Genomic DNA, 22139 nt, shown 5'->3' with positions numbered 1-22139 from the left:
GACGTTGACGCAATGGCGTCGATCACATCTGACAGCAAAATCTGTTCCTTGTCCGGCAGAACACGGTCCCGTAGGAGCTGCCGAAGGCTGCGATCTTTTGATCTTGATCTTGATCTTGAAGATCAAAAGATCGCAGCCTCGTTTCTCTCGACAGCTCCTACGGGGTGCGTTGCGCGGTGTTTCAGACGTACTGCGCGGCGGCGTAGCCTGAAGCCCAGGCCCACTGGAAGTTGAAGCCGCCCAGGTGGCCGGTGACATCCAGCACTTCACCGATGAAATACAGGCCAGGGCTTTTCAGTGATTCCATGGTCTTCGACGACACCTCGTGGGTGTCGACGCCGCCCAGGGTCACCTCTGCCGTTCGATACCCTTCAGTCCCTGCCGGTACCACCTTCCAGCTGGCCAGTTTCTCGGCAATCTCGGCCAATTCCCCGTGGGTGTACTGCTTCATCGGCTTGGAGACGAACCAGTTGTCGGCCAGCAGGTTGGCCATCTTCTTGGTGAAGATTTCCCCCAGCAAGGTCTTCAGCTCACTGTTCGGGCGTTCGGCTTGCTGTTGCTGCAACCAGGCCGGTACATCATGGTCGGGCATCAAGTTGATCTCGACGGCGTCGCCAGACTCCCAGAACGAGGAAATCTGCAAAATCGCCGGCCCGCTGAGGCCGCGATGGGTGAACAGGATGTTCTCGCGAAAGCTTTGCTCGTTGCAGCTCACCAGGCAATCCACCGACGTGCCGGACAGCTCGGTGCACAACTCCTTGAGCTGATCGGTGATGGTGAAGGGCACCAGGCCGGCGCGGGTAGGCAGTAATTGGTGGCCGAATTGCCTGGCCACCTGATAACCGAAACCGGTAGCACCCAGCGTCGGAATCGACAGGCCGCCCGTGGCGATGACCAGGGACTGGCAGCTCAACTGGCCCAGCGTGGTGTCCAGCAGATAGCCGCTTTCGATTTTCTCGATGGTCTGGATCGAGGTGTCCAGGTGCAGGCTGACGCCGACCTGGTCGCACTCGTTGAGCAGCATCTCGAGGATGTCGCTGGATTTGTTATCGCAGAACAGCTGGCCGAGCTTTTTCTCGTGGTACGGCACGCCGTGCTTGGCGACCATAGCGATGAAATCCCACTGGGTGTAACGCGCCAGTGCGGATTTGCAAAAATGGGGATTCTGGGACAGGAAATTGCCCGGTTCCGTGTACATGTTGGTGAAATTGCAGCGACCACCGCCCGACATCAGGATTTTCTTGCCGGCCTTGTTCGCGTGGTCCAGTAACATCACTTTGCGCCCGCGCCCGGCGGCGGTCAGCGCACACATCAAACCTGCGGCGCCAGCGCCAATGATCACGACTTCGGTAGAGCGCAAAACGGTGTCCTCTAGATATGTCACCACAAAACAAACTGTGGGAGCGAGCTTGCTCGCGATGGCGGACTGACAGACAACATTGATGCTGAATGTGCTGGCCTCATCGCGAGCAAGCTCGCTCCCACAGGGGATATTCGTTGGGCAGATGATCTCTTACAAGATACGCACGCGCAGCGAGCGGCCTTTGATCTTGCCGTCGTTCAGGCGCTGCAAAGCCTGCTTGGCGATGCCGCGTTCCACTGCCACGTAGGCTTGGAAATCGAAAATGGCGATCTTGCCGACCTGGGCGCCGGGGATGCCGGCGTCGCCTGTCAGTGCGCCCAGAATGTCACCAGGGCGAACTTTGTCTTTACGGCCTGCGCCAATCACCAGCGTGCTCATCACCGGCAGCAGTGGGGCGCCGCCCTGGGATTTGAGGTTGTCCAGCTGATCCCAGCTCAACGGCGATTTCTGCAGTTGTTCGATGGCCTGGGCGCGGTGCGCTTCGGACGGGGCGACCAGGCTGATTGCGATACCCTTCTCGCCAGCACGACCGGTACGGCCAACGCGGTGAATGTGGATTTCCGAGTCACGTGCCAGCTCGACGTTGATCACCATGTCCAGTGCATCGATGTCCAGGCCGCGTGCGGCGACGTCGGTGGCAACCAGTACCGAAGTGCTGCGATTGGCGAACATCGCCAATACCTGGTCGCGATCGCGCTGTTCCAGGTCGCCGTGCAGGCCGACGGCGGAGATACCTTTGGAGGTCAGGTGATCAACCGTTTCCTGAACTTGCTGCTTGGTGAAGCAGAAGGCTACGCAGGAAGCCGGACGGTGATGCGCGAGGACTTTGACGACCGCGTCCATACGCTCTTCCGGGGAGATTTCGTAAAAGCGCTGCTCGATCTGCGTGTCGTCGTGGAATGCCTCGGCCTTCACTTGCTGAGGGTTGCGCATGAACTTGGACGCCAGCTGCTTGATGCCGACCGGGTAGGTAGCCGAGAACAGCAGGGTCTGGCGACGTTCCGGGGCCTGCATGATGATTTCTTCGATGGAATCGTAGAAACCCATGTCCAGCATGCGGTCGGCTTCGTCGAGAATCAGCGTATTCAGGCCATGCAGCACCAGCGAGCCCTTGCGCAGGTGCTGCTGGATGCGACCCGGTGTGCCGACGATGATGTGCGCGCCGTGCTCCAGCGAGCCGATCTGCGGGCCGAATGCCACGCCGCCGCACAAGGTCAGGACCTTGATGTTGTCTTCGGCACGGGCCAGGCGACGGATTTCCTTGGCCACCTGGTCGGCCAGCTCGCGAGTCGGGCAAATGACCAGTGCCTGGCAACCGAAGAAGCGCGGATTGATCGGGTTCAACAGGCCGATACCGAAGGCTGCGGTCTTGCCGCTGCCGGTCTTGGCCTGGGCGATCAGGTCCATCCCCTTGAGGATCACCGGCAAGCTTTGCGCCTGGATCGGCGTCATCTGGGCATAACCGAGGGAGTCGAGGTTAGCCAGCATGGCGGCGGACAGCGGCAAAGTATTAAAAGCGGTGGCGATGGTGGTCACGGGACTGGCCTGCAAAACAAAATGTCGCGTAGTGTATCAGTCCCGTGGCTACTGGCCTGTATTTTCCGGACGGAAAGTCGCCAGGCCCAGCCACTTGTCGTCCGCAAACTAAGGTTCGATGTGCTCCTCTGGACGTTTGACACGCCGTCCGTCTTCCTTCGATAGCTGCGAGAAGATGGCAGCCGCCAGCATCGCCATGATGCCCACGGTCACGAAGGTCAGCTGGAAGGCGCCCAGCACCGTGTCCACGCCGTCATTGCCGACTTCGGCGGTGAAGCCGCCGAGCAAAGCGCCGGCGCAAGCAACTCCCAGGCTCAGGGACAATTGCGCAACCACGGACAGCAAGCTGTTGCCGCTGCTGGCGCTGGCGTCGTCCAGGTCGATCAGGGTCACCGTGTTCATTGCAGTGAATTGCAGCGAGTTGATTGCACCCAGGATCGCCAGCATGCCCAACAGCAGCCAATAGGGCGTCTGCTCGCTGACCAAGCCCATGCTCGCGAGCATCACCCCCAGGGCCAGGGTGTTGCCAGTCAGCACGATGCGATAACCCAGGCGTTCGATCAGCGGCCGAGCCACCGACTTGGCGACCATGGCTGCGGCGGCCAGTGGCAACATGCTCATGCCGGCCTGGGAGGGCGAGTAGCCCAGCGCCACTTGCAGCAGCAGCGGTACAAGGAACGGCAAGGCGCCGCTGCCGAGGCGGGCGAACAGATTACCGAGGATGCCCACGGCAAAGGTCCGGGTCTTGAACAGCGAAGGCGCAAACAGCGGATTGTCGATGTGCCCGGCTCTTAGCCAATACGCAGCGAGGCAGGCCATGCCGGCGAACAGCAGCAACATCACGCGCAGGTGCGGCAGGTGCAGCTCGCCCAGGCCTTCCATGGCGATGGTGATCAGCACCATCGCGGCGCCAAACAGCAGGAAGCCAAGGCTGTCGAAGCGGGTACGCTCGGTGCCGCGCAGGTCGGGAATGAATTTCCACACGGCGTAGCAACCGATGACACCCACCGGCAGGTTGAGCAGGAAGATCCAGTGCCAGGACAAATACTCAACCATCCAGCCGCCAGTGGTGGGGCCCAGCAGTGGGCCGAGTAGACCGGGGATGGTGATAAAGCCCATGATCCGCACCAGCTCTGACCGCGGATAGGCGCGCAGCACTACCAGGCGACCGACCGGCAGCATCAGCGCGCCGCCCAGGCCCTGGATGACCCGGGCGCCGATCAGCATGCCCAGGCTATTGGACAGTGCGCACAGCAACGAGCCGATGCTGAACAGCAGGATGGCGCCGAAGAATATCTTGCGGGTGCCAAAACGATCGGCGATCCAGCCCGAAGCCGGGATCAGCAAGGCGACGGTGAGCATGTAGGCAATGATCACGCCTTGCATGCGCAACGGATCTTCCGCCAGATCGCGGGCCATGGCCGGCAGTGCGGTGTTGAGGATGGTCCCATCGAGGGACTGCATGAAAAAAGCGATGGCCACCACCCAAGGCAGCCAGCGGGCGGTGACGGGATCCAGAGGCGGGCGATTGGGCATGGGACCTCTTGTCAATTGGAACAACGCACCTGTAGAAGCGAGCTTGCTCGCGATGGTTGTCAACGATAACGCGGGGCATCTGATGCCCCTCAGCGCTCTCCGGTTTTTCGCGAGCAAGCTCGCTCCTACAAGGATTTGTGGATTTACAGGGTCAGGGTTAACCGACTGATCAGCGCGCCCGGCAACAACGCCGAGGCCGTTGCCCGCTGACTATAGGTGCTGGCGGACAGCAGGAGTTCCCGCTCCTGCGTCAACGCTTCCAACTGAGAACCGAGCAAGCTGTAGGCCGTGTCATCAAAGCGCATGGTGCTCACCGGTGCCTGTATCTCGCCGTTCTCGACCCAGAACGTGGCGAACCGCGTCATGCCGGTCATGCGGGCGCCTGGCTGGTCCGAGTAATTCAGATACCACAGGTTGCTGATGTACAGGCCGGTCCCCAATTGCTTGAGAATGTCGGCGTCCGGCAACGTACCAGCCGCCATGTTCACGGCGCTGGGCGATTCACCGCTGCCGGCGCCGTTGGCGGCCAGGCCATATTCGGCGGCGCTGCGTGAGCCCACCAACTGCTCGCCCGCCCGGCCTTCGACGATCAGCTTCAGGTCGCTGCGCGGATAACCTTCGCCGGAAAACGCCGGGCTCAACGAACCGCTCACGTGTTCATCCAGCGACACCAGCGCACTGAATGCCTGGTCGCCGGCATAGAGCTTCTGCAGCGGGCTGCTCTTGCTGGCAATCGACTGCGCGGAAAACCCGCCCCAGCACAGCATGCCGATGATTTCTTCCAGCGCAGCAGGTGCGAGGTAGGCGCGGTACTGACCCGGCGCCAGGGTGCGTAGCGGGCGGCCGAGAAATTCAAGTTGCTCGCGGGCTTGCTCGAAGCGTTTGGCAAAACCCTCGCTGTTCCACTCATGCCCGGCATAGCTGGCTTTTACCGCCTGGCCGTTTTCGTGAAACAGGCTGAAATCGAAATTGAAACTGTTCGCCTGATGCCAGCCGAACGCTCCCGAAGAGCTGGCGAAACCGCGGCTGATCGGACCCGCTGCGTAAAAGCCCACAAGGTCCAGGCCTGCCGCCGCGCGGGTGATTTCAGCCACGGCCTGCGCGGTCTCCGGTAGCGGATGATCCTGCACGTTCTGGCTCTGCCAGTCGTTGAAGTTGAGCAGCAGGTACGGGTCTTCCGGTAATAGCGGCAGGGTGTCGCGCAGCTGCTGCAGGCCCTCGGCCAGACGCTGGATATCTGCCCGGGGATCATCCGACAGGGTGATGTCGAGGTCGGCGTGGCGGCCCTGGTCGATCAGCTTGAAGCCGATGCTGGCCTGCTGCACCTGTCCGGCCTGGCGCACCTTGCCATGGTTGAACCGCACGAAAGCCGAGGACTCGGCGGCGTAGCTCAGGGTGAACTGTTCCGGCTGGCGAATGGCGCCCTGCAGCCAGGTCACCAGGGCCTTGAACGACTCGGCCTGATTGATTGGAATACTCATCAGGCGTCTCCCCCGAATACATCCACGTTGCTGAATACACAGGCGGGCGAGGCATGGCCTACGCGGATCACCTGATTCGGTTCACCTTTGCCGCAGTTCGGTGTGCCTAATACCTTGAAGGTGCTGGCGTCGCCGACGGCGCTGAGGTTTTTCCAGAACTGTGCAGAGATTGCCCGGTAATTAGGGTTTTTCACCACGCCCTTGAGTTCGCCATTCTCGATCAACTGGCCCCACTCGCAGCCGAACTGGAATTTGTTGCGTGCATCGTCGATCGACCAGGAGCGGTTGGTGCTCATCAGGATGCCGTGCTCGATATTGCCGATGAGTTGCTCCAGCGGTTGATCCCCAGGCTCAATGTTCAGGTTGGCCATGCGATCGATCGGCGGACGGTTCCAGCCACAGGCGCGACTGTTGGCTACGCCCTCCATGCCCGCACGAAACTGCGAGAGGGCACCACCCAATGGCCGCAGCAACAAACCTTGCTTGATCAGAAACTGCTTGCTGGCGGCGCTGCCATCGTCGTCATGCCCGTAGCTTGCGAGTTGTTCGGGAATGTCCGGGTCGAAGGTCACGTTGAGCAGGTGCGAGCCGTACTGCAGTTGACCGAAGTCTTGCGCCTTGACGAAGCTGGTGCCCGCGTAATTGCGTTCATCGCCCAGGATGCGGTCCAGCTCCAGGGGGTGACCGATGGACTCGTGGATTTGCAGCATCATCTGGTCGGGCATCAATAGCAGGTCACGCGTGCCTTGCGGGGTGTTGGGTGCCAGCAGCAACTGCAGGGCCTGATCCGCTACTTGCGGACCGGCGCCGATCAGTCCGCAGCGGCTGATCACGTCGGCACCGCCCTGCTGGCCAAAGTTCTCGCGGCCCAGGCTGCGGGTCTGGCTGTCGTTCCCATCGTAGGCAGTGACGTCGAGGCCCGGGTAAACGAAGCGCTGGGCCTGGCGCAACTCGGCGCCGGCGCTGTTGAGGTAGATCTGCTCGACGTGGGTGACGCCGATGCTGACCTGCCAGTTCACCAGCCGCTCATCCTTGGGTACAGCTGCGGATTCGGCGCCGAGCAGCTGATAGCAATCACTGAGAGAGGGGAAGGGCTGATCGAGATTGGGCGAAAAGTAGTCGGCGCGATCACTGGAAACGGCCTGCTCGCGAAGGTCGAGCAAGGCATGGGGCTTGAATAGTCGGGCTTGTTGCTCGGCTTTTTCGAGTGCTGCTTGCAGGCCTGGTTGCGACAGGTCGTTGGTCGCCGCATAGGCTTCAACGCCATTGACCCGCACCGTCAACATCGCCCCTTCGTCGCGGCTCAGGCTCGGCGGTTCGGCGACGTTCTTGCGCACTGACAGGTACTGGCCGGACTCGTGCACATAGCGTAGCGAAAAGAACTCGGCGCCCGTGCGCAAGGCAGCAAAGCGCTGCTTGAGCTGGGGGTGGAAATCGAACATTCGGGAACCTCCCTGGATGGAGTGGCGGTGACGCGGTGTGGCGAAGGGGGTGAAACGTTTGCGTGGCGCTAGATTAGGCCTGGGCGTGGGGTAGATCAAGGGCGTGGGCAGAGGGGGTAGGGATTGCCGGGTTTATCAGGGTGCAGTGTGGTTGTTGGGCCGGGCCCTTTCGCGAGCAAGTCGAACGGCGCACCGCCGCTCCCACATTGGATATTCAGTGAGCACAGATTATGTGAACACCCGAGATCCCTGTGGGAGCGGCGGTGCGACGTTCGACTTGCCCGCGATGGCCGCGCCGCAGTCTGACTGTCTTACTGAGCAGTCAGGCTCACATCCCGCATCGGCTTGCCACGTACCGGAGCATCACCGGCCACATAGTAATCCGCCGTGCTGCGCGGCAGAGGCTGGCGGCCGCGGATCTTGTCGGCGATTTTCTCGGCGATCATGATCGTTGGCGCATTCAGGTTACCGGTGGTGATGATCGGCATGATCGAGGCATCGACCACTCGCAGACCCTGCATGCCATGCACGCGGCCTTCGCCATCGACCACAGCCATTTCGTCGGTGCCCATCTTGCACGAGCAGGACGGGTGGAACGCGGTTTCAGCGTGTTCGCGGATGAACTTGTCGAGCTGCTCATCGGTTTGCACTTCGATGCCCGGGCTGATTTCACGGCCACGGTACTGGTCCAGCGCCGGCTGTTGCATGATTTCACGGGTCAGGCGAATGCCATCGCGGAATTCCTGCCAGTCCTGCTCGGTGGCCATGTAGTTGAACAGGATGCTCGGGTACTCGCGCGGATCCTTGGACTTGGCCTGGATGCGACCGCGGCTCGGCGAACGCATGGAACCCATGTGTGCCTGGAAACCGTGCTCTTTCACACCGTTGCTGCCGTTGTAGTTAATCGCCACCGGCAGGAAGTGATATTGGATGTTCGGCCAATCGAAATCTTCGCGGGTACGAATGAAACCGCCGGCTTCGAACTGGTTGCTGGCGCCGATGCCGGTGCCGTTGAACAGCCACTCGGCACCGATGGCTGGCTGGTTGTACCAGAGCAGCGATGGGTACAGCGAAACCGGTTGAGTGCAAGCGTACTGCAAGTACAGCTCGAGGTGATCCTGCAGGTTTTCGCCAACGCCTGGCAGGTCGTGGACCACCGGGATGTCGAGCTTGTTCAGCAGTTCGGCCGGGCCGACGCCGGAGCGTTGCAGGATTTGCGGCGAGGCAATGGCGCCGGAGCACAGCAGCACTTCCTTGCGGGCACGGGCTTCAACGCGCTCTTCTGCAGCGCCGATCAGGTAACGCACGCCGACCGCACGCTTGCCTTCGAACAGGATCTTGTCGGTCAGGGCGTGGGTGACGATGGTCAGGGTCGAACGCTTCTTGGCCGTGTCCAGGTAGCCGCGAGCGGTGCTGGCGCGACGACCGTTCGGCGTGACGGTGCGGTCCATCGGGCCGAAGCCTTCCTGCTGGTAACCGTTCAGGTCTTCTGTGCGCGGGTAACCGGCTTGCACGCCTGCTTCAACCATCGCGTGGAACAGCGGGTTGTTGCCGGCTTTTGGCGTGGTCACGCTGACCGGGCCCTCGCCACCGTGGTAGTCGTTCGGACCGATGTCACGGGTTTCCGCCTTGCGGAAATACGGCAGGCAGTTCAGGTAGTCCCAGTCTTCCAGGCCAGGCAGCTTGGCCCAGTTGTCGTAGTCCATGGCGTTGCCGCGGATGTAGCACATGCCGTTGATCAGCGAAGAGCCACCCAGGCCCTTGCCGCGACCGCATTCCATCCGGCGACCGTCCATGTGTGGTTCAGGATCGGTTTCGTAGGCCCAGTTGTAGCGACGGCCTTGCAGCGGAAACGCCAGGGCGGCTGGCATCTGCGTGCGGAAGTCCAGACGGTAATCCGGGCCACCGGCTTCGAGCAGCAGGACGGTGACGCCTTCGTCTTCAGTCAGACGGGTCGCCAGGGTGTTACCGGCAGAGCCGGCACCGATGATGATGTAATCGAATTCTTGGGACATTGAATGCACCCTCTTTGAAGTAGGTCAGGTCAGACCGTTGCGAGTGCTGCGCACTCGATCGCCAGCAGGCTGGCTCCCACATTGGAATGCGTACTCCTGTGGGAGCCAGCCTGCTGGCGATGACGGCCTCGCAGGCGAAGCAGATGCCGACTTAGAAAACCGAGGCGTAATCGCCCAGTTCGACCTGTACCGATTTGATGCGCGTGAAGTTGTTCAGCGAGCTGATGCCGTTCTCACGACCAACACCCGACTGCTTGTAGCCACCCACCGGCATCTTCGCGTCGGACTCGCCCCAGGCGTTGATCCAGCAGATACCCGCTTCCAGTTGATGAATCACACGGTGAGCGCGGTTCAGGTCCTTGGTGACAATGCCGGCGGCCAGGCCGAAGTCGGTGTCGTTGGCACGACGGATTACTTCTTCTTCGCTGTCGTAGGTCAGGATCGCCATCACCGGCCCGAAGATTTCTTCGCGAACGATGGTCATCTCGTCGGTGCAGTCGGTGAACACGGTCGGTGCCACGAAGGCGCCTTTGGCGAATTCGCCTTCGGTCAGACGGCTGCCGCCGCACAGAACGCGAGCACCTTCTTCTTTGCCCTTGGCGATGTAACCCAACACGCTTTCCATGTGGGCGAAGCTGACCAGCGGGCCGAAGTTGGTGTTCTCGTCTTCCGGATTGCCGATGCGGATGCGCGCTACACGCTCGGCGATCTTGGCTTCGAACGCAGCTTTCAGATGGGTCGGTACGAACACGCGAGTGCCGTTGGTGCAGACCTGGCCGGAGCTGTAGAAGTTGGCCATCATCGCGGTGTCGGCGGCACGATCGAGGTCGGCGTCGTCGAAAATGATCAAAGGCGATTTGCCGCCCAGCTCCATGGTCACTTCCTTGAGCGACGAGCTCGAAGCGCTGGCCATGACTTTCTTGCCGGTGTCGGTGCCGCCGGTGAAGGACACTTTCTCGATGCGCGGGTGCTCGGTCAGCCAGGTGCCGACTTCACGGCCGCTGCCGGTCAGAACGTTGAACACGCCAGCCGGAACGCCGGCTTCAGTGTAGATTTCGGCCAGTTTCAGGGTCGTCAGGGAAGTGACTTCACTTGGCTTGAAGATCATTGCGTTGCCGGCTGCCAGGGCAGGGGCAGATTTCCACAGGGCGATCTGGATCGGGTAGTTCCAGGCGCCGATACCGGCCACCACGCCCAACGGCTCGCGACGGGTGTAGACGAAGGAAGTGTCGCGCAGCGGGATCTGCTCGCCTTCGATGGCCGGTACCAGGCCTGCGTAGTATTCCAGCACGTCCGCACCGGTGACGATGTCGACGTACTTGGTTTCGGAGAACGATTTGCCGGTGTCGAGGGTTTCCAGGGCTGCCAGTTCATCGTTGCGCTCGCGCAGGATGTCGACGGCGCGACGCAGGATGCGCGAACGCTCCATCGCGGTCAGCGCGGCCCAGATTTTCTGGCCCTTTTCGGCGCTGACCACGGCGCGTTCCACGTCTTCCTTGGTCGCGCGCTGGACGTTTGCGAGGACTTCACCGTTAGCCGGGTTGATGGCTTCGAAGGTAGCGTCGCTGCTGGCATCGCTGTAGCCGCCATCAATGTAGAGTTTTTGCAGTTCGAAACGGGCCATAAAGTCCTCGCAAGAGCATAAGTGGGTTGGCGGTAACCACTGCTGGTAAAGCCAGTTCCCCTAAGGTTGTGGCAACACCGATCAGTAGCAGTTCAGGGGTTGAGCGTCTATGTGTGCTCTAACTCACCTGCTTGGCCAATTGGAAATCCATGTATTCGTAAGCGATCTGGTGCGCCTGGGCAGTGTCGAAAGCATCTCCGGACAGCGCACCGCGCAACCACAAACCGTCAATGAGCGCCGCCAGGCCGCGGGCTGCACTGCGCGCGTCATCCAGCGGCAGTACGCGGCGGAACTGGCAACACAGGTTGGAATACAGACGGTGATCGTTGATCCGCTGCAACCTGTGCAATGACGGGTGGTGCATGCTGGTGGCCCAGAAGGCCAGCCAGGTTTTCATTGCCGGGCCATTGACCTGGCTGGCGTCGAAGTTGCCTTCGATGATCACCTGCAGATGTGCCCGCGGGCTGTCATCTGTCAGCGCCTGACGGCGTGCGGTGACGTTCTCGCTGAGGACACTCATCAGATACTGCGCCGTGGCAGCGATCAGGCCATTCTTGTCCTGAAAATAGTGACTGATGATGCCGTTCGAGACACCGGCCAAACGGGCGATCAGCGCAATGCTGGCGTCCCCCATTCCAACCTGATCGACAGCCTGCAAAGTGGCTTCGATCAACTGCTGACGGCGGATGGGTTGCATACCGACCTTGGGCATCTTGCACATCTCCTTAGGCCTTCCGGCAGACGTGGAACGTCTATCGGATTGAAGGCCAGTCTATTTTGTTTTGATTGAACGTTCAATCAATAAAGAATAAGCTCTGCGACAAATCGTCGCTATTTACAGTTTTTTGCCTGCGTGTAAATGGCGATAAACCGACATCCAAAATCGCTCGAAACCTGTGCGCCCCGGTGCTTGCGGACTTTCAGGCATTTTCGGGGTGTCTTTATATCACCCGCTGGTCGGCTGCCAACTAACCGATTGGTCGGGTACCGCTTTGCCTTGTGTTCTTCTCTCGCACTGCCCGGAGCATCTGTGCCATGAGTTCTGCCTCTCTTATAAAGACCCCACCCGAGAAGGTGACGGTCAACGGTTGGGTGTTCTACACCTCTACCGCGCTGATCCTGTTGTTGACCGCCATTCTGATCATTGCCCCGCAAGAGGCCGGCAGAGTGCTCGGCGTCGCCCAGGCCTGGTTGTCCCGCAGCTTCGGCTGGTACTACATGGTGGTGATTGCCGCTTACCTGGTGTTTGTCATCGGCCTGGCGTTCTCGTCCTACGGCAAACTCAAACTGGGCAGCAAGGACGACACCCCGGACTTCAGCTATGGCGCCTGGGCGGGCATGCTGTTCTCGTCGGGTATCGGCATCTCGCTGTTGTACTTCGGTGCATCCGAACCGCTGGATCACTACTTCAACCCGCCGGAAGGCGTGGCCGGCAGCAACATGGCTGCACGTCAGGCGGTACAGCTGACGTTCCTGCACTGGGGCCTGCATGGCTGGGCGATTTATGCGCTGGTCGGCCTTGCCGTGGCGTATTTTGCCTACCGTCATAACCAGCCGCTGGCGCTGCGTTCGGCGCTGTATCCACTGGTGGGCGAGCGCTGGGTCAAGGGCGCGGCCGGTCATGCGGTGGATGGCTTCGGGATGTTCGTGACCCTGCTGGGCCTGGTGACCAATCTGGGGATCGGGTCTCTGCAAGTGTCGTCGGGCCTGGAAAACCTGTTCGGCATGGAGCACAGCAACACCAACCTGCTGATTGTGATCATCGTGATGAGCACCGTGGCGACCATTGCTGCCGTGTCGGGTGTGGAGAATGGCATTCGTCGGCTATCCAACCTGAATATCATCCTGTTCAGCGGCCTGTTGATCTTCGTCCTGCTGTTCGGCCCGACGCTGCATCTGCTCAACGGTTTTGTGCAGAACATTGGCGACTACCTCAACGGCGTGGTGCTGAAAACCTTCGACCTCTATGTGTATGAAGGCGACGCTGACAAGACCGAGCGCTGGATGGGCCTGTGGACCCTGTTCTATTGGGCCTGGTGGATCTCCTGGGCACCGTTCGTGGGCATGTTCATCGCGCGTATTTCCCGTGGGCGCACGGTGCGTGAACTGGTGGCCGGCGTGTTGCTGATTCCCCTGGGCTTCACCCTGGCGTGGCTGTCGATCTTCGGTAACTCGGCCCTGGACCTGGTGATGAACCATGGTGCAGTGGAGCTCGGCAAGACCGCGCTGGAACAGCCGTCCATGGCGATCTACCAGCTTCTCGAGCACTACCCGGCGTCGAAAGTGGTGATCGGCGTGTCGATCTTCGTGGGTTTCGTGCTGTTCCTGACGCCGGCGGATTCCGGCGCGGTGATGATGGCGAACCTGTCGTGCAAGGGTGGCAACGTTGATGAAGATGCGCCGCACTGGTTGCGGATCTTCTGGTCTGCGGTGATCACGCTGGTGACCATCGGCCTGCTGTTCGCCGGTAACTTCGAAGCCATGCAAACCATGGTGGTGCTGGCTGGCCTGCCGTTCTCGGTGGTGCTGGTGTTCTTCATGTTCGGCTTGCACAAGGCCATGCGCCAGGACGTGCAAATCGAACAGGAGCAGGCGGAGCTCGCAGCCCGTGGGCGGCGCGGTTTCAGCGAGCGCCTGACCCAGCTGGACCTGCAACCGAACCAGTCGATCGTTCAACGTTTCATGGACAAACAGGTGACGCCGGCGCTGGAAGAGGCGGCGGTTCTGTTGCGTGGCCAAGGCCTGGATGTGCAGACATTGCTGGGCAAGGCCAAGCGCTGCATGGGCCTGCGGATCGAGATGGAAGAGGGTAACCCGTTTGTCTACGAAGTGAGCCTGGATGGCTACCTGGCGGCGGCAAGCGAGACGGTCTCGGCTGAAAGTGTCGATGAACCCCGGGCACGCTACTACCGCGCCGAGGTTTACCTGCACAATGGCAGCCAGGATTACGATCTGATGGGTTTCACTCAGGATCAGATCACCCGTGACGTGCTCGATCAGTTTGAAAGCCATCGGCAGCTCCTTGGCCGGGTCTATAGCTGAGTAGTCAAGTAAGCGGTGTTGCTGTCTGAAGCACCGCATCGGCTTTATCGCCAGCAGGCTGGCTCCCACAAGAGCATGCATTCCAATGTGGGAGCCAGCCTGCTGGCGATGGGGGCTTCTACTTCAACGACTGCATCACCCGATATCCCATAAACGAAAACGCCGCGATCCTCTCGCGGCGTTTTTGTGTCTGTTGTGTTACCCCAGGTTCTTGCCGAGCAGCGCGTGGTATAGCTCGCTGTCACCGAGGATCCCTACCACCTGGTTGTTGTCATGCAGCACCAGTTTGTTGCCGGTCTGGTAGCGAATCTGCAGCGCATCGCGCATGCCGATATTGGAGTCCACCAGGGTCGGCCGACGACCCAGGCCGTCCACTGACTGCCCCGGTGCCCAGTTCTGCAGATCCAGGCTCGCACCGTTCTGGCGGGCGCCCTTGATGGTGTTGCCTTCGGCCAGGTCCAGCCATGAATCGCCGCCCGGGTCGAGGCATACCGAACCGTTTATGCGTTTGCACTTGTCCAGGGTGCGCATGAGGCTGCGGCCGCACAGCACGTTCAACGGGTTGGTGTGGGCGACGAAGGTGCGCACGTAATCGTCCGCAGGGTTCAACACGATCTCTTCCGGCTTGCTGTACTGGATGATCCGGCCGTCTTTCATGATCGCGATGCGACTGCCCAGCTTCAGGGCCTCATCAAGGTCATGACTCACGAAGACGATGGTCTTGCTGAGCTTGCTCTGCAGTTCCAGCAATTCATCTTGCAGGCCCTGGCGAATCAGCGGGTCGAGGGCCGAGAACGGTTCGTCCATCAGCAGAATGTCGGCGTCCATCGCCAGCGCGCGCGCCAGGCCGACGCGTTGCTGCATGCCGCCGGATAGCTCGTCGGGCTTTTTATTGCGCCACTGGGTCAGGCCGACCAGCTCGAGTTTTTCATCGACCAGCTTCTTGCGCTCCTTCTCCGGACGCCCCTGCATTTCCAGGCCGAAGCTGATGTTTTCCCGCACCGTCAGCCAAGGCATCAGGGCGAACTTCTGGAACACCATGGCGATGCGCTTGGTGCGCATCATCTTCAGCTCTGCCGGGGTACAGGAAGCGATGTCGATCTGCTTGCCTTCGTGTTCAACGAACAGCTTGCCACGACTCACGGTATTGAGGCCGTTGATGCAGCGCAGCAGGCTGGATTTGCCGGAACCGGACAGGCCCATCAGTACGCAGATTTCACCTTTATCGACATCCAGGCTGGCTTTTTCCACGCCGACGATTTGCCCGGTTTTTTTCAGGATCTGGTCGCGGGTCATGCCCTGATCGAGCAGCTTGAGCGCCTCGCGCGGGTCCTTGGAAAAGATTACGTCGACGTCTTCGAAGCGAATAATGCTCATGCGTCACCCCCTACTTTAGCGTCGGGTTGTTTGCAGATACGGTCGAGCATGATCGCCAGCAGTACGATCGCCAGGCCCGCTTCGAAGCCCAGGGCGATATCAGCAGTGTTCAGTGCGTTGACCACGGGTTTGCCCAGGCCATCGGCGCCCACCAGTGCGGCAATCACCACCATCGACAACGACAGCATGATGCACTGGGTGATACCGGCCGCAATGCTTGGCATCGCGTGGGGCAGTTCAATCCGTGAGAGCAATTGACGACGCGAGCAGCCGAAGGCTTTGCCGGCGTCCATCAGTTCCTGTGGAACATCCCGGATACCCAGGTAAGTCAGGCGGATGGGCGCGGCGATCGCGAACACCACCGTGGAGATCAGCCCCGGCACCACGCCCAGCCCGAAGAGGGTCAGGGTAGGAATGAGGTAGACGAAGGTCGGCACGGTCTGCATCAGATCGAGCACCGGACGCATCATGGTGTAGAACATCGGCTTATGCGCGGCAACGATGCCCAGCGGCACGCCGATGACCACGCAGACCAGGGTGGCGAACAACACCTGGGCGAGGGTTTCCATGGTTTCCTGCCAGTATCCCAGGTTGAGGATCAGCAGGAAGGAGGCGATGACGAAAACTGTCAGTCCCCACTTTCGTTGAATGAAATGCGCAAGTAGTGCGATAAGGCCGATCAATGCCAGCGGGTTGAACCAGGTCAGCGCAAAAGTCACGCCGTGGATCATCGTTTCCAGAGACACGGCGATGGCGTCGAAGGTGTTGGCGCCATGTTGCGTCAACCATTCGACGAAGCTCGCAATGTACTGGCCTAGAGGGATTTTCTGATCAATCAGCATGGTATTGAACGTCCGCATGCAAGGAAATAACAGCCCGGGTGAGCACGCTCACCCGGCATAAACGATGCTCCTGAATTCAAGGCTGCGCGAGTTTGGCTTTCACGGCCTCCAGGCCTGGTTTACCGTCAATGGTGGTTACGCCAGCGAGCCAGGTATCGAGCACCTGTGGATTCTTTTTCAGCCAGGCCTTGGCAGCCGCGTCAGGCTTCATCTTGTCGTCCAGGACGTTGCCCATCAGCGTGCTTTCCATGTCGAGGGTGAACGCCAGGTTCTTGAGCAGTTGACCAACGTTGCTGCATTCCTGGGCGTAGCCCTTGCGGGTGTTGGTGAAGATGGTCGCCTGGCCGAAGTTGGGGCCGAAGAAATCATCGCCGCCGGTCAGGTACTTCATCTTGAAGCGCGTGTTCATCGGGTGTGGCTCCCAGCCCAGGAATACCACGGCGGTATTGCGCCGCTGCGCGCGATCGACTTGCGAGAGCATGCCTGCCTCGCTGGACTCGACGACCTTGAAGCCGGCTTCCTTGAGGCCGAAGGCGTTCTTGTCGATCATGCTCTGGATCAGACGATTGCCGTCGTTGCCAGGTTCGATGCCGTAGATCTTGCCATCGAGCTCTTTCTTGAACTTGGCGATGTCGGCGAAATCCTTCAGCCCCTTGTTATACAACTCTTCGGGAACGGCGAGGGTGTATTTCGCGTTTTCCAGGTTGGCGCGCAGGGTCTCCACGGTACCGGCATCACGATAGGCCTTGATGTCGTTCTCCATGGTTGGCATCCAGTTGCCCAGGAACACGTCCATGTTCTTGCCATCTGCCAGCGACTTGTAGGTCACCGGCACGGAGATCATTGTAGTTTTGGTCTTGTACCCCAGTGCGTCGAGCACGACGCTGGTGGTAGCGGTGGTGACGGTGATGTCGGTCCAGCCGACATCGGAGAAGTTTACGGTGCTGCACTGGGCCGGTTCTGCAGCTTGCGCCAGAACCGGCAGACTAAGCATGGCGGCCAACAACAACGACGGGGAACCTTTCATTGACTGACTCCTTGGTGTTTTTTTCGGCAGTGTTCCGACTGGACCACCGCACTTATAGGTTGCGGTTGGATGGCGTTTTCAGACAGCTCTACCTCGGCGCCTTGCAATCGAGTCGATACGATCATGTACCAGTGAAAATCTGACGCCTACAGGGTGCGTCGTAACCAGTACAGGGATGGTCGCATCCAGTGTCGGTGACGTCGTTTACAGCTTTTTTCTGCCCTGTTTGTACCTCTGCGCCGTAAAAAAACGGCGGAACCATAGCGTTGGCGACTCGCGGCGTTGGTGGACAAGAGTGCGTCGGTTCGAGACGTCGAACGACCGGGTAAAAGCCTGATGATGCAGCCACATCGGCGGATTGCAGCTTGAGCGTAGCAGCTCCGTCACTGGGCGCTTTTGCGTCTGGAGTTGGGCATATCCAGGAGTTCGGCAGTAATGGCTATCAGCGTTTTCGACCTGTTCAAAATCGGCATCGGCCCTTCCAGTTCGCACACGGTGGGGCCTATGCGCGCCGCCGCACTGTTCGTGCAGGGCCTGCGTGAGAAGGGGCTGCTGGATCAGGTCCGGCGCGTCGAAGTGCAGCTGTATGGTTCGCTGTCGGCCACCGGCATCGGTCACGGTAGCGACAATGCGGTGATCATGGGCCTGATGGGTGAGTGGCCGGACGCGATCGATCCGTCGCAAATCGGCATTCGTATCGCCACCCTGCGCGAAACCGACGAGTTATTGCTCGATGGTCATCTGCCGGTGCCGTTCATCTGGGCCCGGGACATGCGCCTGATCGATGAAAACCTGCCGTTCCATCCCAATGCCATGACGTTGGTGGTTGAAGGTGATACGGGAGAACTGCACCGCGATACCTACTATTCAGTGGGTGGCGGTTTTGTCGTGGATCAGGCACAGGCCAGTAGCGGCGTGGTGGATATGGACCGCACCGAGTTGCCTTACGATTTTTCCAGCGCGGTCGAGTTGTTGAGCTTGTGCCAGAAGCACAACCTGCGAGTTGCCGAACTGATGATGGCCAACGAAAAGGTCTGGCGCAGTGAAGACGAAATTCGTGCCGGCCTGATGAAGCTCTGGCGAGCCATGCAGGAGTGCGTCGAGCAAGGCCTCAAGCATGAAGGCATCCTGCCCGGTGGCCTGAATGTGCGACGTCGCGCCGCCAGGTTGCACCGCAGCTTGCAGGAGCTGGGCAAGCCGAATGTGATCGGCTCGACGCTGAGTGCCATGGAATGGGTCAACCTGTTCGCCCTGGCCGTCAACGAAGAGAATGCGGCGGGTGGGCGCATGGTCACGGCGCCGACCAACGGCGCGGCGGGGATCATTCCTGCGGTGCTGCATTACTTCATGAAGTTCAGCGAAGCGGTGACTGACGCCAATGTCGTCGACTATTTCCTGAGCGCGGCGGCTGTGGGGATCCTGTGCAAGAAGAACGCTTCCATCTCCGGGGCTGAAGTCGGCTGCCAGGGTGAGGTCGGTTCGGCCTGCGCCATGGCGGCGGCGGGGTTGGCGGAGATCCTCGGTGCCACGCCGGAGCAGCTGTGCAACGCGGCTGAGATTGGACTTGAACACAACCTGGGGCTGACGTGTGACCCCGTGGGCGGACTGGTGCAGGTGCCTTGCATCGAGCGTAATGCAATTGCCGCGGTGAAGGCGATCAATGCGGCGCAGATGGCGTTGCGCGGTGACGGGCAGCACTTTATCTCGCTGGACCGCGTGATCCGGACTATGCGTGATACCGGGGCGGACATGCATGACAAATATAAGGAAACCTCGCGCGGTGGATTAGCGGTCAGTGCGGTGGAGTGCTGATATCGGGTTGAACCCATCGCGGGCAAGCCCGCTCCCACAGGATTTGCTGTGCAACCAAGAAGTGGGGCACACCACAGATCCCTGTGGGAGCGGGCTTGCCCGCGATGTTGCCAGATCAGTCAAAACCGCGCGCAAAGTGAACACACCATCCTTGATACGCCACCTTTTAGCGCGTCGCTTACAGATAAGCGACTTCGACAGGATCAGGGATCCCAATCGTCGCTGACCGCCTGTCACCTGTGCTTGTGGTGACACTCTTTCAATACACGCCGCAGCGCTGTTCCCACAAGTGCTACCGATTTGCTCACACGCTAAGGGACAGAGCGCTTGATGCGATTGATGGCACTTATATCCCCCCACTCTACGTGGTCATATACAGACACATTCCGACGTCGTTTTCAGGAGTTATTGAACGCGCATTCAATTTTAGGCATGGCAATTGCTCTGTCATTACAAAGCCCGTCTCCCACGCGAGAATGATGGCAATAACAAGAGCCTCCGCCTGAGGCCATCACCCGCTTTGTGTGAGGAGATATTGCGATGACGACGTTCAACTCCGGGACTCAACCCCAGAACCGTGCGCCTCAATCCATCGGCTTTTTGCTGCTGGACAATTTCACGCTGATTTCTCTGGCGTCCGCAGTGGAACCACTGCGCATGGCCAACCAGTTGTCCGGTCGCGAGCTGTATCGCTGGACTACACTCACCGTCGATGGCGGGCAGGTCTGGGCCAGTGACGGCCTGCAGATCACCCCCGATTGCTCCATGCACAAGGCTCCCGCGCTGGACACCATCATTGTCTGCGGTGGTATCGGTATCCAGCGCACGGTCACCCGCGAACACGTTTCATGGCTACAGAGCCAGGCGCGCCAGTCGCGTCGTCTCGGCGCAGTGTGCACGGGTAGCTGGGCCCTGGCGTGCGCCGGGCTGCTGGACGGTTTTGATTGCAGCGTGCACTGGGAATGCCTGGCATCGATGCAGGAAGCTTTCCCGCGCGTGGCCATGAGCACCCGGTTGTTCACCCTCGACCGTAATCGCTTCACCAGCTCTGGTGGCACTGCGCCGCTGGACATGATGCTGCACCTGATCAGCCGTGATCACGGACGCGAACTGTCGGCCGCGATCTCGGAAATGTTCGTCTACGAGCGCATCCGCAATGAGCAGGATCACCAGCGTGTGCCGCTCAAGCACATGCTTGGTACCAACCAGCCGAAGTTGCAGGAAATCGTCGCGCTGATGGAGGCCAATCTGGAAGAGCCGATCGACCTGGATGAGCTGGCGGTATACGTCGCGGTGTCGCGTCGTCAGCTGGAGCGGTTGTTCCAGAAGTACCTGCATTGTTCGCCGTCGCGCTACTACCTGAAACTGCGCCTGATCCGCGCCCGGCAGTTGCTCAAGCAAACACCGATGTCGATTATCGAAGTGGCGTCGGTATGTGGCTTCGTGTCCACTCCGCATTTTTCCAAGTGCTATCGCGAATACTTCGGTATTCCGCCGCGTGACGAGCGTGTGGGTTCCAACACCACGCAGCAGGTAGCAATGATGCCGCTGCCGCAGGCACTGGTGCTGTCGCCATTGTCGGGGCCGTTGTCGGCATTGAGTCAGGCGCGTAATGAGTCGACTTTTGCCAGCGTAAGGCTCTAAACCGAGTCGCCTTCATCGCGGGCAAGCCTTGCTCCCACAGATTGCTGCTGTTATCTGTCGGAGCAAGGCTTGCCCGCGATGGCTTCCTATCAGGCGCTACGGCTCTGCTGATACGCCGCCAATGCTGGCAGCAATTGCCTGTCGATCGCCTGGCGCACAGCCGGCAGGATGGTAGCGCTGCTGGTATACATCTGCTTGACCATGGTCCGTAGCGTTATCGCCCGTTCATCGTTCAAACCGCGCACCGCGCATTCGCAAGCCTGCTCGGCTGTAGAGCCGCTGGGTACTTGAAAGCCCAATGACTTCAGCTGGCCCAACAGGTCTTCCTGGTCAATCAAATCGGCGTGCATCATGACGCAATCCTTCTTCAGGGAACGGTGTCGTATCTCGATTCTCATCGGGGGGCGCGGTGGCGGCAAGGGCGATTTTTCGTAATGGCCGCGATACCTATGAACAGGTCGTTTTCGGCTAATTGCGTTAAGAGAGGAGTCGGCACACTGGTTACAGCTGGCTTCACGAAGGTTGGTCACCCTCGCGCAACGGCTCCTCAACAGTACCCACCTCTGCCTCGATCCTGTCACGGCTTGATCGGGGTTTTTTTTGCCTGTGGATCAGCGAAGGATGTTGTGCCTGGGCTGATGCCTTCGCGGGCAAGTCGAACCGCCGCTCCCCAGGTTAAGAGTCGGCGCTCAAGTTTGTGGTCTCCGCGATCCTGTGGGAGCAAGGCTTGCCCGCGATGAACGATGACGCGGTTTCAGCGCTGCAATACTTCATTTCGGAAGTCGGCAAAAACGGCGGCGTTCAACGGCGATCTCCTGGTTATTTTTTTGCGGGTAATGCGATCACTCGACCAATGTACTGGGGCGGCGGCACGTCGGTTTGCCCGGCGACGAGGGCTTGAAGCCTGGCCAGGGTGTCTTCGCCGAAGGGCGCCGATCGGGGGCCAGCGAGGTCGACGTGCAGCAGCATTTGCTCATTACCCGCCAGCTCCTTGACATCACCCACTAGGTGCAGGCTGTGATAAAGGTGCAAGCGCTTGCTGTCGTGGCCGATGATCCGGGTGTGTACTTCGACCTCGGCGTCGAGCTTCACTTCGTGCAGGTAATTGAGGTGCAGTTCGAGGGTGAAGAGCGAGTTGCCGCTGGCTTCTCGGTGGCTGCTGTCCATGCCGAGGCGATCCATCAGGGCGTCGGTGGCGTAGCTGAAGATCAGCAGGTAGAACGCGTCTCGCAGGTGGCCGTTGTAGTCGACCCAGTCGGGGATGATTGTGGTTTGGTAGGTGGTGAGGGTAGGCATTGTTTCTGGTTCCGATGATGAGGGAGGCTGGGCTGGCCCCATCGCGAGCAGGCTCGCTCCCACACTAGGGGTTGCTCCCATAGCTGGCCAACCTGCAATCAG

General features: G+C 60.1%; 16 protein-coding genes and 1 pseudogene. 4 read left to right on the top strand and 13 right to left on the bottom strand.

Annotated elements, in window-relative coordinates:
- Positions 1-181: 181 nt before the first annotated feature.
- The 8 genes from AAEZ05_RS00720 to betI all read right to left on the bottom strand — a co-directional run bounded on the left by AAEZ05_RS00720 (position 182) and on the right by betI (position 11709).
- Positions 182-1360 (bottom strand): BaiN/RdsA family NAD(P)/FAD-dependent oxidoreductase, encoded by a 1179-nt coding sequence (locus AAEZ05_RS00720; RefSeq protein ID WP_350646442.1) that lies wholly within the window; start codon positions 1358-1360, stop codon positions 182-184.
- Positions 1361-1513: 153 nt separating this feature from the next.
- Positions 1514-2851 carry an ATP-dependent RNA helicase DbpA gene (gene dbpA, locus AAEZ05_RS00715; protein WP_236695861.1) on the bottom strand — a complete coding sequence of 446 codons (1338 nt, stop codon included), beginning with the start codon at positions 2849-2851 and terminating at the stop codon, positions 1514-1516.
- Positions 2852-3007: 156 nt separating this feature from the next.
- Entirely contained in the window at positions 3008-4435 is a 1428-nt protein-coding gene (mdtD, locus tag AAEZ05_RS00710; protein ID WP_045059877.1) for a multidrug transporter subunit MdtD, read from the bottom strand.
- A 143-nt stretch (positions 4436-4578) separates the two neighbouring features.
- Positions 4579-5916 (bottom strand): TldD/PmbA family protein, encoded by a 1338-nt coding sequence (locus AAEZ05_RS00705; protein ID WP_350646441.1) that lies wholly within the window; start codon positions 5914-5916, stop codon positions 4579-4581.
- On the bottom strand, positions 5916-7358 hold the full coding sequence (locus tag AAEZ05_RS00700) for a TldD/PmbA family protein (RefSeq protein ID WP_350646439.1): 1443 nt from the start codon (positions 7356-7358) through the stop codon (positions 5916-5918). The genes AAEZ05_RS00705 and AAEZ05_RS00700 overlap by 1 nt, the downstream gene beginning before the upstream one ends.
- Positions 7359-7669: 311 nt before the next feature.
- Entirely contained in the window at positions 7670-9373 is a 1704-nt protein-coding gene (gene betA, locus AAEZ05_RS00695) for a choline dehydrogenase (protein ID WP_045059880.1), read from the bottom strand.
- 151 nt (positions 9374-9524) lie between these two features.
- Positions 9525-10997 (bottom strand): betaine-aldehyde dehydrogenase, encoded by a 1473-nt coding sequence (gene betB / locus AAEZ05_RS00690; protein WP_350646438.1) that lies wholly within the window; start codon positions 10995-10997, stop codon positions 9525-9527.
- Between the two features lie 118 nt (positions 10998-11115).
- Positions 11116-11709 carry a transcriptional regulator BetI gene (gene betI, locus AAEZ05_RS00685; protein ID WP_045059882.1) on the bottom strand — a complete coding sequence of 198 codons (594 nt, stop codon included), beginning with the start codon at positions 11707-11709 and terminating at the stop codon, positions 11116-11118.
- A 380-nt stretch (positions 11710-12089) separates the two neighbouring features.
- Here betI and AAEZ05_RS00680 point away from each other — a divergent pair.
- Positions 12090-13635: pseudogene (locus AAEZ05_RS00680) on the top strand (BCCT family transporter).
- A 44-nt stretch (positions 13636-13679) separates the two neighbouring features.
- Complete coding sequence (locus AAEZ05_RS30620) at positions 13680-14039, top strand: hypothetical protein (protein ID WP_205940125.1); 360 nt, start codon at positions 13680-13682, stop codon at positions 14037-14039.
- Between the two features lie 198 nt (positions 14040-14237).
- On the opposite strand, the gene choV is transcribed toward AAEZ05_RS30620, so the two are convergent.
- The 3 genes from choV to AAEZ05_RS00665 form a co-directional block, all read right to left on the bottom strand.
- Positions 14238-15416: a choline ABC transporter ATP-binding protein gene (choV, locus tag AAEZ05_RS00675; RefSeq protein WP_350646437.1), complete on the bottom strand. Its 1179-nt coding sequence runs from the start codon at positions 15414-15416 to the stop codon at positions 14238-14240.
- Positions 15413-16258, bottom strand: coding sequence for a choline ABC transporter permease subunit (gene choW, locus AAEZ05_RS00670; protein ID WP_045060006.1), 846 nt, complete (start codon positions 16256-16258; stop codon positions 15413-15415). The genes choV and choW overlap by 4 nt, the downstream gene beginning before the upstream one ends.
- Before the next feature lie 76 nt (positions 16259-16334).
- The gene (locus tag AAEZ05_RS00665) at positions 16335-17285 is read right to left on the bottom strand and encodes a choline ABC transporter substrate-binding protein (protein WP_045059885.1); all 951 of its coding nucleotides are present in this window, start codon (positions 17283-17285) and stop codon (positions 16335-16337) included.
- Between the two features lie 435 nt (positions 17286-17720).
- On the opposite strand from AAEZ05_RS00665, the gene AAEZ05_RS00660 reads away from it, so the two are divergent.
- Together AAEZ05_RS00660 and gbdR are read left to right on the top strand one after the other, a co-directional pair.
- On the top strand, positions 17721-19097 hold the full coding sequence (locus AAEZ05_RS00660; RefSeq protein ID WP_045059886.1) for an L-serine ammonia-lyase: 1377 nt from the start codon (positions 17721-17723) through the stop codon (positions 19095-19097).
- A gap of 540 nt (positions 19098-19637) precedes the next feature.
- Complete coding sequence (gene gbdR / locus AAEZ05_RS00655; protein ID WP_045059887.1) at positions 19638-20741, top strand: choline metabolism transcriptional regulator GbdR; 1104 nt, start codon at positions 19638-19640, stop codon at positions 20739-20741.
- A gap of 89 nt (positions 20742-20830) precedes the next feature.
- Here the strand turns inward: gbdR and AAEZ05_RS00650 are convergent, their stop codons facing one another.
- Positions 20831-21094, bottom strand: coding sequence for a hypothetical protein (locus AAEZ05_RS00650; RefSeq protein ID WP_045059888.1), 264 nt, complete (start codon positions 21092-21094; stop codon positions 20831-20833).
- A gap of 466 nt (positions 21095-21560) precedes the next feature.
- Complete coding sequence (locus tag AAEZ05_RS00645; RefSeq protein WP_205892072.1) at positions 21561-22037, bottom strand: thioesterase family protein; 477 nt, start codon at positions 22035-22037, stop codon at positions 21561-21563.
- Positions 22038-22139 lie beyond the last annotated feature (102 nt).

The organism is Pseudomonas sp. HY13-MNA-CIBAN-0226 (genome assembly GCF_040310305.1).
Taxonomy (GTDB): Bacteria; Pseudomonadota; Gammaproteobacteria; order Pseudomonadales; family Pseudomonadaceae; genus Aquipseudomonas; species Aquipseudomonas gregormendelii.
The sequence above is the reverse complement of the archived record's forward strand: the minus strand, read 5'-3'. Positions and strand labels throughout refer to the sequence as shown.

What these genes read in the sequence shown, in the direction of transcription:
- AAEZ05_RS00665 (WP_045059885.1), bottom strand. Translation starts at nt 17,285, where the DNA reads ATGAAAGGTTCCCCGTCGTTGTTGTTGGCCGCCATGCTTAGTCTGCCG.
- AAEZ05_RS30620 (WP_205940125.1), top strand. Translation starts at nt 13,680, where the DNA reads ATGGACAAACAGGTGACGCCGGCGCTGGAAGAGGCGGCGGTTCTGTTG.
- AAEZ05_RS00700 (WP_350646439.1), bottom strand. Translation starts at nt 7,358, where the DNA reads ATGTTCGATTTCCACCCCCAGCTCAAGCAGCGCTTTGCTGCCTTGCGC.
- choV (WP_350646437.1), bottom strand. Translation starts at nt 15,416, where the DNA reads ATGAGCATTATTCGCTTCGAAGACGTCGACGTAATCTTTTCCAAGGAC.
- AAEZ05_RS00660 (WP_045059886.1), top strand. Translation starts at nt 17,721, where the DNA reads ATGGCTATCAGCGTTTTCGACCTGTTCAAAATCGGCATCGGCCCTTCC.
- AAEZ05_RS00705 (WP_350646441.1), bottom strand. Translation starts at nt 5,916, where the DNA reads ATGAGTATTCCAATCAATCAGGCCGAGTCGTTCAAGGCCCTGGTGACC.
- AAEZ05_RS00645 (WP_205892072.1), bottom strand. Translation starts at nt 22,037, where the DNA reads ATGCCTACCCTCACCACCTACCAAACCACAATCATCCCCGACTGGGTC.
- choW (WP_045060006.1), bottom strand. Translation starts at nt 16,258, where the DNA reads ATGCTGATTGATCAGAAAATCCCTCTAGGCCAGTACATTGCGAGCTTC.
- betA (WP_045059880.1), bottom strand. Translation starts at nt 9,373, where the DNA reads ATGTCCCAAGAATTCGATTACATCATCATCGGTGCCGGCTCTGCCGGT.
- betB (WP_350646438.1), bottom strand. Translation starts at nt 10,997, where the DNA reads ATGGCCCGTTTCGAACTGCAAAAACTCTACATTGATGGCGGCTACAGC.
- betI (WP_045059882.1), bottom strand. Translation starts at nt 11,709, where the DNA reads ATGCCCAAGGTCGGTATGCAACCCATCCGCCGTCAGCAGTTGATCGAA.
- gbdR (WP_045059887.1), top strand. Translation starts at nt 19,638, where the DNA reads ATGACGACGTTCAACTCCGGGACTCAACCCCAGAACCGTGCGCCTCAA.
- dbpA (WP_236695861.1), bottom strand. Translation starts at nt 2,851, where the DNA reads ATGCTGGCTAACCTCGACTCCCTCGGTTATGCCCAGATGACGCCGATC.
- mdtD (WP_045059877.1), bottom strand. Translation starts at nt 4,435, where the DNA reads ATGCCCAATCGCCCGCCTCTGGATCCCGTCACCGCCCGCTGGCTGCCT.
- AAEZ05_RS00650 (WP_045059888.1), bottom strand. Translation starts at nt 21,094, where the DNA reads ATGATGCACGCCGATTTGATTGACCAGGAAGACCTGTTGGGCCAGCTG.